Annotated in this window: 18 protein-coding genes; 15 read left to right on the top strand and 3 right to left on the bottom strand. The window is 40.1% G+C overall.

Annotation, left to right across the window (positions count from 1 at the left end; translation table 11 throughout):
• Nucleotides 1-41: 41 nt before the first annotated feature.
• Together AWM68_RS12550 and AWM68_RS12545 are read left to right on the top strand one after the other, a co-directional pair.
• Entirely contained in the window at nt 42-587 is a 546-nt protein-coding gene (locus AWM68_RS12550) for a PadR family transcriptional regulator (RefSeq protein ID WP_066242082.1), read from the top strand.
• 6 nt (nt 588-593) lie between these two features.
• Complete coding sequence (locus AWM68_RS12545) at nt 594-932, top strand: iron-sulfur cluster biosynthesis family protein (RefSeq protein WP_066242079.1); 339 nt, start codon at nt 594-596, stop codon at nt 930-932.
• A 13-nt stretch (nt 933-945) separates the two neighbouring features.
• Here AWM68_RS12545 and AWM68_RS12540 read toward each other — a convergent pair whose 3' ends face one another.
• Nucleotides 946-1,851: a hydroxymethylglutaryl-CoA lyase gene (locus tag AWM68_RS12540; RefSeq protein ID WP_066242078.1), complete on the bottom strand. Its 906-nt coding sequence runs from the start codon at nt 1,849-1,851 to the stop codon at nt 946-948.
• A 147-nt stretch (nt 1,852-1,998) separates the two neighbouring features.
• Between AWM68_RS12540 and AWM68_RS12535 the strand changes: the two genes are divergently transcribed.
• The 5 genes from AWM68_RS12535 to AWM68_RS12515 are packed head-to-tail and all read left to right on the top strand — an operon-like array spanning nt 1,999 to nt 7,131.
• Nucleotides 1,999-3,201, top strand: coding sequence for an acetyl-CoA C-acetyltransferase (locus AWM68_RS12535; RefSeq protein WP_066242074.1), 1,203 nt, complete (start codon nt 1,999-2,001; stop codon nt 3,199-3,201).
• Between the two features lie 46 nt (nt 3,202-3,247).
• The gene (locus AWM68_RS12530; protein ID WP_066242071.1) at nt 3,248-3,940 is read left to right on the top strand and encodes a CoA transferase subunit A; all 693 of its coding nucleotides are present in this window, start codon (nt 3,248-3,250) and stop codon (nt 3,938-3,940) included.
• A gap of 15 nt (nt 3,941-3,955) precedes the next feature.
• Nucleotides 3,956-4,609 carry a CoA transferase subunit B gene (locus tag AWM68_RS12525; RefSeq protein WP_066242069.1) on the top strand — a complete coding sequence of 218 codons (654 nt, stop codon included), beginning with the start codon at nt 3,956-3,958 and terminating at the stop codon, nt 4,607-4,609.
• Nucleotides 4,610-4,627: 18 nt separating this feature from the next.
• Nucleotides 4,628-5,944 (top strand): short-chain fatty acid transporter, encoded by a 1,317-nt coding sequence (locus AWM68_RS12520; RefSeq protein WP_156488398.1) that lies wholly within the window; start codon nt 4,628-4,630, stop codon nt 5,942-5,944.
• Nucleotides 5,945-5,961: 17 nt separating this feature from the next.
• The gene (locus AWM68_RS12515; RefSeq protein WP_066242064.1) at nt 5,962-7,131 is read left to right on the top strand and encodes a thiolase family protein; all 1,170 of its coding nucleotides are present in this window, start codon (nt 5,962-5,964) and stop codon (nt 7,129-7,131) included.
• Nucleotides 7,132-7,270: 139 nt separating this feature from the next.
• On the opposite strand, the gene AWM68_RS12510 is transcribed toward AWM68_RS12515, so the two are convergent.
• Nucleotides 7,271-8,182, bottom strand: coding sequence for an aldo/keto reductase (locus AWM68_RS12510; RefSeq protein ID WP_066242059.1), 912 nt, complete (start codon nt 8,180-8,182; stop codon nt 7,271-7,273).
• Between the two features lie 226 nt (nt 8,183-8,408).
• Nucleotides 8,409-8,543, bottom strand: a complete 135-nt coding sequence (gene mciZ / locus AWM68_RS12505) for a Z-ring formation inhibitor MciZ (protein WP_066242056.1) — start codon at nt 8,541-8,543, stop codon at nt 8,409-8,411.
• A gap of 96 nt (nt 8,544-8,639) precedes the next feature.
• Between mciZ and AWM68_RS12500 the strand changes: the two genes are divergently transcribed.
• From AWM68_RS12500 to AWM68_RS12465, 8 genes are all read left to right on the top strand, one after another.
• Nucleotides 8,640-9,188: an NUDIX hydrolase gene (locus tag AWM68_RS12500; RefSeq protein WP_066242054.1), complete on the top strand. Its 549-nt coding sequence runs from the start codon at nt 8,640-8,642 to the stop codon at nt 9,186-9,188.
• The gene (locus AWM68_RS12495; protein WP_066242051.1) at nt 9,172-10,359 is read left to right on the top strand and encodes an endonuclease Q family protein; all 1,188 of its coding nucleotides are present in this window, start codon (nt 9,172-9,174) and stop codon (nt 10,357-10,359) included. The genes AWM68_RS12500 and AWM68_RS12495 overlap by 17 nt, the downstream gene beginning before the upstream one ends.
• 92 nt (nt 10,360-10,451) lie before the next feature.
• Nucleotides 10,452-11,090, top strand: a complete 639-nt coding sequence (gene spoIIM, locus AWM68_RS12490) for a stage II sporulation protein M (protein WP_066242049.1) — start codon at nt 10,452-10,454, stop codon at nt 11,088-11,090.
• Nucleotides 11,091-11,207: 117 nt separating this feature from the next.
• On the top strand, nt 11,208-11,678 hold the full coding sequence (locus AWM68_RS12485; RefSeq protein WP_066242044.1) for a Fur family transcriptional regulator: 471 nt from the start codon (nt 11,208-11,210) through the stop codon (nt 11,676-11,678).
• 278 nt (nt 11,679-11,956) lie between these two features.
• On the top strand, nt 11,957-12,187 hold the full coding sequence (locus AWM68_RS12480) for a YqzK family protein (protein WP_331710048.1): 231 nt from the start codon (nt 11,957-11,959) through the stop codon (nt 12,185-12,187).
• An 11-nt stretch (nt 12,188-12,198) separates the two neighbouring features.
• The gene (xerD, locus tag AWM68_RS12475; RefSeq protein ID WP_066242038.1) at nt 12,199-13,089 is read left to right on the top strand and encodes a site-specific tyrosine recombinase XerD; all 891 of its coding nucleotides are present in this window, start codon (nt 12,199-12,201) and stop codon (nt 13,087-13,089) included.
• Nucleotides 13,090-13,202: 113 nt separating this feature from the next.
• Nucleotides 13,203-14,387 (top strand): phosphopentomutase, encoded by a 1,185-nt coding sequence (deoB, locus tag AWM68_RS12470; RefSeq protein WP_066242035.1) that lies wholly within the window; start codon nt 13,203-13,205, stop codon nt 14,385-14,387.
• A 17-nt stretch (nt 14,388-14,404) separates the two neighbouring features.
• Nucleotides 14,405-15,217, top strand: coding sequence for a purine-nucleoside phosphorylase (locus tag AWM68_RS12465; RefSeq protein ID WP_066242033.1), 813 nt, complete (start codon nt 14,405-14,407; stop codon nt 15,215-15,217).
• The last annotated feature ends 57 nt before the right edge of the window (nt 15,218-15,274 follow it).

Raw genomic sequence — 15,274 nt, 5'->3', positions numbered from 1 at the left:
AATGCAAAAACAGTACAGTATGAAAGAAAGAAGGGTAAGAAATGGCGTTAAGGTATGCGCTGTTAGGTTTATTGGCAAAAAATGAAGCGACAGGATATGAGCTTACACAGCAATTTAAAGAAACGGTTATTCATTTTTGGACAGCCCACCACACCCAGATCTATCGTGAACTATTGAAAATGGAAGAAGAGGGTCTTACTCACTCTAAAACGGTTCAGCAGAGTGATTATCCAGATAAAAAAATATATACGATTACAGATAAAGGGTTTGCACAGCTTCTAGAATGGATGCTGAACAAGCCTGTGAATGTGCCAAAGCTGAAAGACGATCTGTTATTAAGAGTTTCCATGTTTCACTTTATTCCTACAGAAAGAGCGATTGATTTTTTAGAGAAGAGTAAAGAGCATCATCAGATGGGTCTTATGATGACGAAAAAATGGCAAGAAGAGAACTTTCCAAAAGGAACATATGGAGAAAATGAACTTGGCGAGTATTTAACGAGTGAATTTGGCATTCGGTATATGGAAAGCTGGTTATCATGGTGTAACTGGGCAATCAAAGTTTTAAAAAAGAAAGGTGAGTCTTAAAATAGCATGGAAATTGTATTTACAGATGCAGCATTAACACGGTTAGAAAAGATTATGCAAGGAAAAAAAGGGTACTTAAAACTCAAGCATGATACAGAAGGTTGTGGGTGTGTAGTGAGTGGGGTACCTGCTCTCTGGCTCGTTGATCAAACAGAGGGAAACGACACGAAGATTGAGACGAACGGTCCCGACCTTTATATGGAATACAACAAAGCGGTTTTCTTTGATGAGAAGATGACGATCGATGCAACAGCTGGTAACCACTTTGTGTTAAAGAGCCCTTCAGAAATGTTAAATCCTTCGATGAAGTATTATGATAAAACGAAACAAAACACGGGTGTGTAAGCCCGTGTTTTTTTTAATGCTGAGGAACGTTCCTCACTAAGTTAAATTGTTTGCTTGCTACTGGCTTTGAAAGAAGAGGGGATATGTAGGCAGCAGCTTCAAGAAGTTTTTCAAGATGAATACCTGTTGAGATGCCCATTTGTGAAAGCATATAGACAACATCTTCAGAAGCAACGTTTCCAGAAGCGCCTGGTGCAAACGGACAGCCGCCTAGACCTCCTGCTGAAGTATCAAACCGGTCGATCCCAGCTTGCAGACTTGCAAAAATATTAGCAAGAGCCATTCCTCGTGTATCATGAAAATGAGCGGTAAGAAGTGTTGTTGCACGAAGATGATGTTTCAGTAACGTAAACAATTCATAGCATTCCGACGGATTAGCCATCCCGATCGTGTCGGCTACACTAAGCTCATCAACACCCATTTCTTCAAATTCGAGACAAACTTTTAATACATCCTGTTCATCAATTTTTCCTTCAAAAGGACAATAAAAACTCGTAGAGATACAAGCCCTTACGAAGTACCCTTTGCGTTTTAATTCGTCGATGAGAGGTCTTAATTCATTCAAACTTTCTTCGGTTGTTTTGTTGATATTTTTCTTATTGAATGTGTCACTTACACCTACAAATACAGCGATATGTTTCACGCCAGATTCAGTAGCTAAGTCGATTCCTTTTTTATTAGGAGCTAAGACAAAGTTTCGCAGGTCATCTAAACAGTTTTCAATGACAACGGCGGCATCTTGCATTTGAGGCACCCATTTTGGTGAAACAAATGAAGTGAGCTCCATTTCTTGAAACCCCGCATTCTTCAATAAAGAAATGAATTCAATCTTGTTCTTTACAGGGATCAGATTCTTTTCATTTTGAAGTCCATCCCGTGGTCCAACTTCAATAAGTGTGACTCGTTCAGGTAAGTCCACTAATGTAAAACCCCTTTCTAGAAAGCGTTTCCTTTCCTTATATTTTAACTAAAAAAAATCATCTGTTGCAACACATTTCAAATGTTATGGTATGATAAAAGGGAATTTTCAGAAATTTTATTGCGTTTAATAAGGAGGAGACTAGGAATGGTTTCAAGAGAGAGAGAAGCTGTTATTGTAAGCGCTGTCAGGACACCTATCGGAAGTTTTATGGGAAGCTTGAAAACGGTACCCGCAACTGATCTGGGATCGATTGCAATTAAAGACGCACTAAAAAAAGCGGGCATTCCACATGATTCTGTAGATGAAGTTATTATGGGAAATGTTCTGCAGGCAGGACTTGGACAAAATCCTGCTCGACAAGCAGCTATTAAAGCTGGATTGCCGAATGAGGTTTCTAGTATGACGATCAATAAAGTATGCGGTTCAGGCTTAAAAGCCATTCATTTGGCTTGCCAAGCCATTTGGCTGAACGAAGCAGATATCATTGTTTGCGGTGGAATGGAAAACATGAGCCAAGCTCCTTATCTATTAAATGGAGCGAGAGATGGTCTGCGTATGGGCAACGCTCCGATGGTTGATTCCATGATCCAAGATGGGCTTTGGTGTGCTTTTGGTGATTATCATATGGGAATTACAGCAGAAAATTTATGTGAGACCCATTCACTCTCACGTGAAGAATTGGACGAATTTGCAGCCGAAAGCCAAAGAAAATGTGCCGAAGCACAAGAACAAGGAAAGTTTGATGATGAGATCACACCAGTGGAGATTCCTCAGCGCAAGGGGGATCCTGTGATTATAGATAAAGATGAATATCCAAAACCAAGCTCTACGGCGGAAAAGTTAAGCAAGTTAAGGCCAGCATTTAAAAAAGATGGAATGGTAACAGCGGGGAATGCTTCTGGCATCAATGACGGTGCAGCGGCACTTGTTGTAATGAGCAGAAAGAAGGCAGAGGAGTTAGGTCTAAAACCGCTGGCAGTCGTTAAAGCGAATGCTAGTGCAGGTGTTGCACCTGAAGTGATGGGAATCGGCCCAGTAGAGGCTGTGAGGAAAGTATTGAAGAAAACAGAATTGAGCATGAATGACCTCGATCTTATTGAAGCAAATGAAGCATTTGCAAGCCAATCTCTCGCTGTTGGTAAAGATCTTGAATTTGATAAAGAAAAGCTGAATGTAAACGGCGGAGCGATTGCACTCGGTCATCCGATCGGAGCGAGCGGTGCAAGAATTGTTGTAACGCTGCTTCATGAGATGAAACGCAGGAATTCAAAGAGAGGCCTTGCAACACTCTGTATCGGCGGGGGTCAAGGTGTAGCGTCGATCTTTGAAAATGAAGAAACGAATTAATAGAGATACAACAGATTTATAAAGTATTTTACGAGGAGAGATGAATATGAAACCGATTGAGAACTCAGCACTTGAAGCTGTAGCTGATATAAAAGACGGATCTACACTTTTAGTAGGAGGTTTTGGATTAGTTGGAATTCCTGAAAACCTAATTCTCGCATTAGTTGAAAAAGGAACTAAAGACTTAACAGTAATCTCAAACAATTGCGGTGTCGATGATTGGGGACTGGGACTTTTACTTAAGAATAAACAGATTAAAAAGATGGTAGGTTCTTATGTGGGTGAGAACAAAGAGTTTGAAAGACAAGTTTTATCGGGTGAAATCGAAGTAGACTTGATTCCACAAGGAACACTCGCAGAAAGAATAAGAGCAGGCGGAGCAGGCATTCCGGCATTCTACACACCGGCAGGAGTAGGAACACCGATTGCCGAGGGAAAAGAAACACGGACCTTCAACGGAAAAGAATATTTGCTCGAAGAAGGCATCGTAGCGGACTTCAGTTTGATTCGAGCTGCTAAAGGAGATAAAGCGGGGAACCTGATCTATAACAAAACAGCCCGCAACTTCAATCCGATGATCGCAGCAGCGGGAAGAGTTACGATCGCTGAAGTAGAAGAGCTTGTAGAAATTGGCGAATTGCACCCCGACTACATACATACACCTGGTGTATATGTGCAGAAGATGATTGTTGGAACACAAGAAAAACGCATTGAGCGCCTAACAGTAAAACAAGGATAAGAGGAGGGGAACCATATGAACATTAGAGAAAGAATTGCGAAAAGAGCGGAGAAAGAAATCGAATCGGGGTTTTATGTAAACTTAGGAATCGGAATGCCGACGATGGTGGCCAACTTCATTTCAGATAACAAAGAGGTTGTTCTGCAATCTGAAAATGGATTACTAGGGATTGGGCCATATCCTCTTGAAAGTGAAGTAGATCCTGACCTGATTAACGCAGGAAAAGAGACGGTAACGGCCATAAAAGGAGCTTCTTACTTTGACAGTTCAGAGTCCTTCGCGATGATCCGCGGCGGTCATATTGATATCGCGATATTAGGCGGAATGGAAGTTTCAGAGACTGGAGATCTTGCAAACTGGATGATTCCAGGAAAGATGATAAAAGGTATGGGCGGTGCAATGGATCTAGTGCATGGTGCAAAAAAAATCATCGTAATCATGGAACATGTCAATAAAGCAGGAGAAAGCAAAATTTTAAAACAATGTCAGCTTCCATTAACGGGTAAAGGCGTAGTGGAACGAATTATAACAGACCGTGCTGTAATGGATGTTTCTGAAAAGGGTCTTGTCCTAAGAGAAGTGGCTGAAGGGTATTCAGTAGAAGACGTGCTGAACTCAACTGAAGCAAAGCTTACTGTCAGTGATAATGTAAAACTTAACGCGTATTGATAAAAAGGAGGGTGTTCTATGTTTGGAGCAATGACCCGCGCCTCTAATAAATTGATGCAGCGGTTTTTACCTGATCCTTTTATATTCGTCATCCTGCTTACAGGAGTAGTCTTTTTACTCGGGCTGATGGTTACAGGTCAGTCCCCTGTACAAATGGTGTCATTTTGGGGAGACGGCTTCTGGAAACTACTCGAGTTTTCGATGCAGATGGTACTCATATTAGTTACTGGGTATGTGCTTGCGAGCTCGCCATTTTTTAAAAAGATGCTAAGAAAACTCGCATCATACGCTAAAACACCAGGTCAAGCCATCATAAGTGTTACGCTTGTGGCGCTAATAGCAAGCTGGATAAACTGGGGATTCGGATTAGTTATCGGTGCTATTTTTTCTAAAGAACTAGCACGTCAAGTGAAAAAAACAGATTACCGTTTGTTGATCGCAAGTGCTTATAGCGGATTTGTTGTTTGGCACGGCGGACTATCAGGTTCCATTCCCTTAACGATAGCTACCCCTGGCCATTTTATGGAGAAAACAATGGGAGTCATCTCAACGAATGAAACGTTGTTTGCCCCATTTAATCTATTTATTATAGGCGCCCTTTTTATTCTGCTACCTTTAACAAACCGTCTTATGATGAATAAAGATCAATCTTACCAAATCGATGCTTCACTTCTAGAAGACGGAGTTGAAGCAGCTGCTCTATCAGAAGCAGACACTCCAGCCGAAAAGCTTGAAAACAGCATGTGGCTGTCCATGATCATTGGAATTCTTGGACTTGGTTACATGGTCTACTTTTTTGCATCGAACGGCTTCAACTTAAACATCAATTTTGTAAATTTCATTTTTTTGTTTTTAGGTATTCTGCTTCACAGAACACCAAGAAACTATATTAACTCTGTCGCAGAAGCTGTCAAAGGGGCTAGCGGCATCATCATTCAGTTTCCTTTCTATGCAGGAATAATGGGTATGATGGTTGGTTCAGGCTTGGTAACAGAAATGTCAGAATGGTTTGTAGCGATATCAAATGAAACTACTCTTCCATTGTTTACGTTCTTAAGTGCGGGAATTGTTAACGTATTCGTTCCATCTGGCGGCGGACAATGGGCTGTGCAGGCTCATGTTGTATTGGATGCTGCTAAGGCACTTGATGTATCACAAGCGAAAACGGCGATGGCAGTAGCGTGGGGTGACGCATGGACGAATCTGATCCAGCCATTTTGGGCGCTTCCGGCATTAGCGATCGCAGGACTTAAAGCAAAAGATATTATGGGATTCTGTTTGATCGTTCTTTTTGTTAGTGGAATTATCATCAGTGCTGGCTTTTTACTTTTCTAAAATGTGAGGTGAAAAAAATGGGGATCTATGTAATAGAGGGTGCTAGAACACCGTTTGGTTCATATGGGAAATCTTTAACCGATGTAAATCCGACACAACTTGGCGAAATAACGGCACTTGAGGCAATTAAACGAGCGAACATCACGAGTAAAGACATTACAGATGTGGTTTACGGAAATGTGATTCATTCTAGTAAAAATGCAGCTTATGTCGCACGCCATACTGCCTTAAAAGCAGGAGTACCTTCAGATGTTCCTGCAATGCTCGTTAACCGTTTATGCGGATCTGGATTGCAGGCGATGGTATCGGCGATGCAGAACCTGCGTGATCAGGGAGAAGGAATTGCGCTTTCTGGAGGCATAGAAAACATGTCACAGTCCCCTCACGTCTCTTTTCATCATAGATTTCATAATCAAAAGTTTGGCTCGATCTCATTTGATGATATGCTCCTTCAAACCTTAAGTGATGAGTATATTGGCTGTGGAATGGGAATAACAGCCGAAAACCTTGCAGATCAATATAACATTACGAGAGAAGAACAAGATGAATATGCGAGCTTAAGCCATCGTAAAGCAGCAGACGCCAGAGAAAAGGGCAGATTTCAAGAAGAGATCGTCCCTGTACCGTTAAAAAGCGGCTCTCTTTTTACAGAAGATGAAGGCATAAAACCCGAGACTTCTGTATCTCTGCTCAGTCAGCTCAGACCTTCTTTTCAAAAAGACGGAACGGTTACAGCAGGTAACTCATCGTCTATCAACGATGGTGCAGTGTCATTAATTCTTGCCCATGAAAAATCTGTAAAAGCAAAAAACTTGAAGCCCCTTGTTGAAATTGTTTCATGGTCAGTAACAGGAGTAGATCCATCTGTCATGGGAATCGGACCGGTTCCGGCTATTAAGAAACTCCTTCAAAAAGCAGACCTTTCGATGGATGAAATAGGCTTATTTGAGATTAATGAAGCATTTAGTTCTCAGTACTTAGCAGTTGAAAAAGAACTGAAGCTAGATCGTGAACGTACGAATGTGAACGGCGGTGCGATTGCACTAGGCCACCCAGTGGGAGCGAGTGGTGCTAGACTATTATTAACTCTCGCTTATGAGATGAAACACCGCAACGAAAAATACGGAGTGGCAAGCCTTTGTATTGGAGGCGGCCAAGGCATCGCGATGCTTTTAAAATTAGTTTAGAGTGCAAGTTGCTAGACGACTGACGCGCAAAAACGAGCGTCTGGAAAAGATAGCAACCACTTCCAATAACAACTAAGTATACGAAACCACCCAAATAGAAAAGTCCCGTCAGCATATGCTTAATGGGACTTTTTGGCTTTTATGCACGATGTGTTTCGTATATCTCAGCAGGAAAGAGTGCGCTTAAATGAGCGATCTCTTCTTCGGTGATAGGTGACTGGTTGAAAGTCTCAATGTTTTCTAGCAGCTGTTTCACTGAGCTTGCTCCAGCAGTAGCGGTTGCGACAACTTGTTGACTAAGAACATATTGAAGGGCTGCATGTGTAATGTTTTTGTCATGCAAAAAATGCTTCGATTTCTTTACTTTTTGTTGAATTTCAGATCCATTATGGTTTAGATAATTGGCCTCTGGATTCTTAATAAATGATTTTTCACTAAGCCATCCTTTAGCGACAGGCCCTCTTGCGATTACACTTATATTTTTTTCCTTTAAATAGGGAAAAAGCTCTTCTGGGCGTCGATCTAATAAACTGTATTGCATCATAACACTTTGAATGTTTGAGTGCTCAGCATAATACTTAATCGTATTTGGACGTATTGAAGAAATACCATAATAACGAACGTGCCCTTCAGCTACTAGCTCTTCAAAAGCATCGATTGTTTCATCCATAGGGTCATCAGTCGTGCCTCCGTGAAGCTGATAAAGATCAATATAGTCTGTTTGCAGACGTTTAAGACTGTCTTTAAATGCGGACTTAATGTACTTTTTAGATGGATTCCAGTTCCATTCATCTTTAGATTGATTCCATTCGTTTCCACCCTTGGTAGCAAGAATGATATCATGTCTTACTTCCTTTAAAGTCGTGCCTACAAACTCTTCATTCCACCCATAACCATATAAATCGGCCGTGTCAAAATAATTAATTCCTTGCTCAAGTGCCGTTTTAAGAATCTTTTCGTTTTCACTCCCAAGTTCAGGAGCGAGGGACATGCAGCCGAATCCAAGTTCACTTACATAAAGGTCAGATGAACCCAATTGTCTTTTATTCAAAATCCTCACCTCAACATCATTTCTTTGTGCTAGGAAACTACAGTAAACGTAACATATTGAACATTAAAAAGAAAAAAGTCAGCACTTGAAAATAACGAAGAAACCTTTTTTGATGGAATGTTATCATTGGCCTCCCTCGACTGCTTTCTAAGAGCACAATGAATAAACAAAAAAACGATGCGAGAGAACCCATTCGCACCGGTTTAGTTCGTACGTGAAACAAGCTTTATTTTTTTGGAGTGGAAGCATTGATCCAGTCTTGAACGAGCTCATGCTGTTTCATATAATTCCGTAACATGTATTTAATCTGCCACGCTTTTCCCACTAACGTAATCCCTTTTGGCTGAAGGTAGATCTTCACATACAGTACCTCCTCTTTTTCCTAGTAAATGCAGTATTCCAAAGTATGATAGACTTTATGTGAAAAGAAGTTAAATAGACCATCGGAGTGTGAATAATGGAAAATCTATATGAGAAGACACTGAGCAAAGAACAAATTTATAGCGGCAAAATAATTGATTTATATGTTGAAGAAGTAGAGCTTCCAAATAAAAAGACAGGAAAAAGAGAGATTGTAAAACACCCTGGTGCTGTGGCTGTTCTTGCTGTTACGAATGAAGGGAAAATACTAATGGTCGAGCAATTTCGTAAACCACTTGAAAAGACAATCATCGAGATTCCTGCTGGAAAACTAGAAAAAGGGGAAGATCCATTAGCGTGTGCTAAACGCGAATTAATGGAAGAGACGGGCTATAGCTGTGAGTCAATGGTTTCAATCGGTTCGTTCTACACATCTCCAGGATTTGCAGATGAATTAATCTATCTGTATTTCACAGACACACTAGTAAAGCAAGGGGAGCAAATGACAGATGAAGATGAGTTTATAAATGTTCTTGAAGTCAGCGTTAATGAAGCAAAAGAAATGATGCAAGATGAAAGAATTCACGATGCAAAAACCGCTTACAGTGTTATGTATATGGAGTTAAAGCATGCAGTTGAAAAATAACTTATCCCCTTTTTTTGCGGATATGCACATTCATATAGGGGCATCAGGCACTGGAAAGCCGGTTAAGATTACAGGTTCACGCTCGTTAACGCTTTTAAACATTTTATATGAGGCAAAGAATAAAAAAGGTTTAAATATGGTAGGAATCATTGATTGCCATGCGCCAGAAATACTAGAAGAGTTAAAACAGTTACGAAGAGAGGGAATCCTTAAGACATTGGATGGCGGAGGATTGGATATTGATGGACTGACTCTCATACCCGGCTCCGAGATAGAAATTAACGACGAATATTGCCACGGACCCATTCATGTTCTCGTATACATGCCGAGCATTGAGAAGATGGAACAATTAAGTCACTGGCTATCTTTGAGAATGAAAAATATTAACTTAAGCTCCCAGCGAATGTATGGAAGTGCAAAAGAACTGCAGGAATTTGTGAAGTCTCTAGGAGGATTGTTCATTCCAGCACACATCTTTACCCCTTTTAAGAGTTTATATGGAAAAGGAGTAAAAACCTCATTAAACGAAGTGTTTGAGCCGACCATGATTGATGCGGTCGAGCTGGGGTTAAGTTCAAACACGGAAATGGCATCTAAACTTGATGAGCTTGCAATATATACGTTTTTAACCAACTCAGACGCTCATTCACTAGAGAAGATAGCGCGTGAATATCAGATGCTGTCTTTACAAGAAGCAACGTTTGAAGAATTTAAGCGAGCACTTCATGAAAAAGAAGGCAGAGAAATTATTGCGAATTACGGTCTGAATCCTTATCTTGGAAAATACTATAATTCGGTTTGTGAAAATTGTTTACATGTTTATCAACCAAACACTGAAGCTTGCGATAAGTGTGGAAGTACTAGGTTTATTAAGGGAGTAAACGACCGAATAAACGAACTTAAAGGTACTAAAGGTGCTAAGGCTGTCCAAAGAAAACGGCCACCCTATATCCACCAGATCCCGCTTGAATTTATTCCTGGACTTGGTCCAAAGACCTTGGCAAAACTGCGTGATGCATTTGGAACAGACATGGATATCATCCACGCTGCCTCACGTGAACAATTACATCAGGTTGTAAAACCAGCAATAGCAGACCACATTCTTTCTGCAAGAAGCGGCGAGCTGTCAATTCAGATTGGCGGTGGCGGTACCTATGGAAAAATCATCTAAAAATTCATCCTATTAAATCAAAAAATGAGACATACCTTCTCCCCCAATTCATAGAATAGAATTAAGAGTTTCGGTGGAGGAGGCCATACATAATGGAGAGTGTGCGCTATTATATGCATCGTCACCTGGAAGAAAATAAAACGTTATACGCGTTTGTGGGTGTTTTATTTTTAATGGGTGTTATTTTTGGAGCAATTATTGTTAATTCATTGAGTTTAAATCAGAAACAAGACCTCTATACGTATTTATCCCGCTTTTTTATTCAAGCAGCTGAAGGTGGTTTTACTAGTAAAACAGATATGTTTTTTCAAAGTTTCGGCCACTATTTAAAATATATGGGTCTGATGTGGGTTCTCGGGTTATCTGTTATTGGGCTGCCTGTCATTTTAGTAATGCTGTTCTTAAAAGGAGTAGTGATCGGATTTACGGTAGGATTTCTCGTGAATCAAATGGGCTGGTACGGATTTATGCTGTCTTTTGTATCTGTTCTGCCACAAAACGTACTTTTAATACCTGCATTTATTATCGTCACAGTAGCTGCTGTTGCCTTTTCGATTAAGATGATTCGCCAGCTAGCTTTTAAACGACATCATATGCCATTTTTGCCACAGTTAATAAGATATTCACTTTTAGTAGCAGGAGTTGGGATATTGGTGCTTTTTGCCTCCACAATGGAAGCCTTTTTTACACCTGCATTAATGGAGCAAGTTATCAAATGGTCGATTCAATAATTAATAATAAGTATTTTTTGATAATAAGTTTAAATCGTTATTTAAAATGACTTTAAATTGACAACTTTTTTCTCCATGCTTATAATTGTCTTGTGTATACATAAGGAGGAAAAGGGTATGGAAAGCAGAATCGACCGTATCAAAAAACAGCTTCATTCACAAAGTTATAAGCTGACTCCACAGCGTGAGGCGACCGTGAGAGTCCTCCTCGAAAACGAAGAAGATCATTTAAGTGCGGAAGATGTATATCTGCTCGTAAAAGAAAAGGCGCCTGAAATCGGTTTGGCGACCGTTTACCGTACTCTGGAACTCTTAACCGAACTTAAAGTAGTAGATAAAATTAACTTTGGTGATGGGGTATCCCGTTACGATCTTAGAACAGAAGGTGCCGATCACTTTCATCATCACCTTGTTTGTATCGAGTGTGGAGCGGTTGATGAAATACAAGAAGACCTTCTTGGCGATGTGGAAAAAGTGGTTGAAGAAGGCTGGAATTTTAAAATTAAAGATCACAGACTGACATTTCACGGAATCTGTCACAGATGTCATCCAAAAGAAGATAAAGAGAGTGAAGGAAGCGGAGAGTAGCGCTTCCTTTTGTTTTGTCTCATTTTTTATACTCTTCAATGACAAGGGGATCGAAAACTCGCACCGCGGAAAGCGAGCATCTGGAACGGAAATCAATCACTTTCAAAATCAACTATGAATACCAAACAGCCTTTAATTCAAATGTATTTAAAATTATAAAGCAAAGATTATTTACAAAATCTTGAGAATCGGGTAACGTATGATTTGTAGATTTAACTTTTATGTATAATCAGGGAACATATGGGCATAACCTGTACTATATGAGGACAGGGGTGGACATGATGATTTCCTGGATGAAAATCGTTTGGAATACAACAAAGGTGTTCTTTGCTTTTTCGATTTGCACACTTGTTTTTTATTTTGGTTTATTGTGGATTAACCAGGAATACGAAAACTATCATAGATATGACGAACCAAAAGGGAAAGCAGTTAAAGTCTTCAATCTGAGTTCTGACACAGATTCAAACGTTGTAAAAAGGCTTTTCTATTTTTACCAAACAGGTGAGTAAGGAGGGGTATAGTGAACGGTCATGTTCAAGATTTTCTTCAATATATTATTGTAGAACGAGCCCTCTCAAAAAACACAATTGATTCTTATAAAAGAGATCTGACACAGTATGTACGTTATTTAGAAAAAGTGGAATCTCTTGAAACCATTCATGAGATCGACCGTAATCATATTATGGGTTATCTTTTATTTTTAAAAGAAAATGGTAAGGCTTCCACGACGCTCGCTCGTAATATAGCTTCTATCCGTTCGTTTCACCAATTTCTTTTAAGAGAGAAGGTATCAACCCAGGATCCTTCTGTACATATTGAAACACCAAAGACAGAAAGAAAACTGCCAAAAGTTTTATCGACAGAAGAAGTCGAAGCTCTTCTGGACACACCCGCTTCTAATGACCCATTTTCAAAACGTGACAAAGCCGTGTTAGAACTTCTCTATGCGACTGGTATTCGTGTTTCAGAACTCGTTCATCTTAATTTAGGAGATGTTCATCTAGATATGGGTTTCATCCGCTGTATAGGTAAAGGGAATAAAGAAAGAATCATCCCGCTTGGTAAGATGGCTCAGGCAGCGATTGAACAATATTTACATAATGGGCGTTCAATCATGTTAAAGGGTAAGAAAACAGAAGCTCTATTTTTAAATCACCATGGTAATCGTTTATCACGTCAAGGGTTTTGGAAGATTCTAAAACTGCTTGCAAGGAAAGCTCATATTGAGAAGGAACTGACACCTCATACGCTTCGTCATTCCTTTGCTACACACCTTTTAGAAAATGGAGCTGACTTGCGTGCTGTACAAGAAATGTTAGGACATGCTGATATTTCAACAACGCAAATCTATACACATGTTACGAAAACAAGATTAAAAGATGTATACTCCGCCTTCCATCCGAGGGCGTGAGCTTTATTTTTAAAATAAGATGTCAGACTTCTGACATCACAGAAGTTTTGTTTGTTGTTTCTATTAAAAGGAAATAGTAAATAAAGTGTATCTATGAAATTCAGGAGGAAAAAATGAAACAATCACGCTTTAAGAGAACTTTTTTAATCGTAATGGATTCTGTAGGGATCGGCGAAGCGCCAGACGCTGAAAAATTCGGTGATAGAGGTGCTCACACTTTAGGGCATATTGCAGAAAAAATGAACGGGTTAAGTGTTCCTAACTTGGAAAAACTGGGACTCGGAAATATTGATTCAACAATGAAAGGGATTCAGCAGGCAGAGGATCCACTTGCTCATTATGCGAAACTTCCTGAACTCTCAAATGGTAAAGATACAATGACGGGACATTGGGAGATCATGGGTCTTCATATAAAAGAACCTTTTCAAACGTTCCCTGACGGTTTTCCAGAGGAACTGATTGAAATGCTTACTGAAAAATGGGGCAGAGGGATATTAGGAAATAAAGCAGCTTCGGGCACCGAGATCATTTCAGAGCTTGGGGAAGAACATGTAAACACGGGTAAATTAATTGTGTATACATCTGCAGATTCTGTATTGCAGATTGCAGCTCATGAAGATGTTGTGCCGTTAGAAGAATTATATAAGATTTGTGAAACAGCTAGAGAAATGACTCGAGAAGGCAAGTATATGTTAGGCCGAATCATAGCCCGTCCGTTTAAAGGTGAGCCGGGATCTTTTGAGAGAACGTCCAACCGTCATGACTATGCACTGAAACCTTTTGGAAGAACGGTTATGAATGAGCTAGAAGATAAAGGCTACGAGAGCATTGCTCTAGGTAAGATTTCCGATATATTTGATGGAGAAGGGGTAACGAAAGCGATTCGTACGAAATCTAACATGGACGGGATGGATAAGCTTGTTGAGTCTATGGATGAGGATTTCACTGGACTAAATTTCTTGAATCTGGTTGATTTTGATGCCCTGTTTGGCCATAGAAGAGATCCAATTGGCTATGGAGAGGCATTGGAGGAATTTGATGCACGTTTACCAGAAGTTCTTGAGAAGCTAAAAGAAGATGACCTTCTCATCATTACAGCGGACCATGGTAATGATCCTGTTCATCACGGAACAGATCATACACGTGAATATGTGCCATTGATGGTTTATCACAAAAACATCAAAGAAGCCAAGAAGCTGAATGTAGGCAACACGTTTGCTGACATTGGAGCAACAATCGCTGAGATTTACGATGTGAAGAAACCAGAAATCGGACAAAGTTTTTTAAATCAGCTATAAGTAAAGGGGAAAATAACATGTCAAAACAATTGCAGACATCTGCTGAATTCATTCAATCTAAACTAACTTCTTCGCCAAAAATTGGTCTGATCCTCGGTTCAGGTCTTGGAATCCTTGCTGAAGAAATTGAAAATCCAGTTATTATTCCGTACTCAGATATCCCTGAATTCCCAGTATCAACAGTAGAAGGACATGCTGGGCAGCTTGTTATTGGTGAACTTGCAGGTAAACAAGTTGTTGCGATGCAAGGCCGTTTCCATTATTACGAAGGGTACTCAATGGATAAAGTAACATTCCCGGTTCGTGTGATGAAACTCATCGGAGTAGAAACAATCGTAGTAACAAATGCAGCAGGGGGTGTGAACCAGGACTTTGAAGCTGGTGACCTTATGCTGATTACAGATCATATTAATAATTTCGGTGTCAATCCGCTGATTGGCGCGAATGATAACACATTCGGAGTACGTTTCCCTGATATGAGTGAAGCATATACGGCATCACTTCAAGATGTGGCTCGCAGCGTAGCAAAAGAATTGAATGTCCCATTAAAAGAAGGCGTGTATGTCGGTAACACAGGACCTTCTTATGAAACACCTGCTGAAGTGAGAATGCTTCGTGTTCTAGGGGCAGATGCTGTAGGTATGTCTACGGTCCCAGAAGTAATCATCGCACGTCATGCGGGCATGAAAGTGCTTGGAATCTCATGTATTTCAAATATGGCTGCCGGTATCCTAGATCAGCCTTTAACTCACGATGAAGTTATGGAAACAACTGAAATGGTAAAAGCTAATTTTCTTTCTTTAGTTAAAGGGATCGTAAAAGAAATTTAAGGTTAAAAAATCAACGTTTAGCCAGCTAGTAAGACTAATTATTTTAGATGGATCGTT

The sequence above is a fragment of the Fictibacillus phosphorivorans genome (assembly GCF_001619875.1).
Lineage (GTDB): Bacteria > Bacillota > Bacilli > Bacillales > Fictibacillaceae > Fictibacillus > Fictibacillus phosphorivorans_B.
The sequence above is the reverse complement of the archived record's forward strand: the minus strand, read 5'-3'. Positions and strand labels throughout refer to the sequence as shown.

Coding starts and splice junctions, on each gene's coding strand:
- AWM68_RS12465 (WP_066242033.1), top strand. CDS start 14,405: ATGTCAAAACAATTGCAGACATCTGCTGAATTCATTCAATCTAAACTA.
- AWM68_RS12480 (WP_331710048.1), top strand. CDS start 11,957: ATGATGATTTCCTGGATGAAAATCGTTTGGAATACAACAAAGGTGTTC.
- AWM68_RS12525 (WP_066242069.1), top strand. CDS start 3,956: ATGAACATTAGAGAAAGAATTGCGAAAAGAGCGGAGAAAGAAATCGAA.
- AWM68_RS12535 (WP_066242074.1), top strand. CDS start 1,999: ATGGTTTCAAGAGAGAGAGAAGCTGTTATTGTAAGCGCTGTCAGGACA.
- AWM68_RS12545 (WP_066242079.1), top strand. CDS start 594: ATGGAAATTGTATTTACAGATGCAGCATTAACACGGTTAGAAAAGATT.
- spoIIM (WP_066242049.1), top strand. CDS start 10,452: ATGGAGAGTGTGCGCTATTATATGCATCGTCACCTGGAAGAAAATAAA.
- AWM68_RS12495 (WP_066242051.1), top strand. CDS start 9,172: ATGCAGTTGAAAAATAACTTATCCCCTTTTTTTGCGGATATGCACATT.
- AWM68_RS12485 (WP_066242044.1), top strand. CDS start 11,208: ATGGAAAGCAGAATCGACCGTATCAAAAAACAGCTTCATTCACAAAGT.
- AWM68_RS12500 (WP_066242054.1), top strand. CDS start 8,640: ATGGAAAATCTATATGAGAAGACACTGAGCAAAGAACAAATTTATAGC.
- AWM68_RS12515 (WP_066242064.1), top strand. CDS start 5,962: ATGGGGATCTATGTAATAGAGGGTGCTAGAACACCGTTTGGTTCATAT.
- AWM68_RS12520 (WP_156488398.1), top strand. CDS start 4,628: ATGTTTGGAGCAATGACCCGCGCCTCTAATAAATTGATGCAGCGGTTT.
- deoB (WP_066242035.1), top strand. CDS start 13,203: ATGAAACAATCACGCTTTAAGAGAACTTTTTTAATCGTAATGGATTCT.
- AWM68_RS12550 (WP_066242082.1), top strand. CDS start 42: ATGGCGTTAAGGTATGCGCTGTTAGGTTTATTGGCAAAAAATGAAGCG.
- AWM68_RS12530 (WP_066242071.1), top strand. CDS start 3,248: ATGAAACCGATTGAGAACTCAGCACTTGAAGCTGTAGCTGATATAAAA.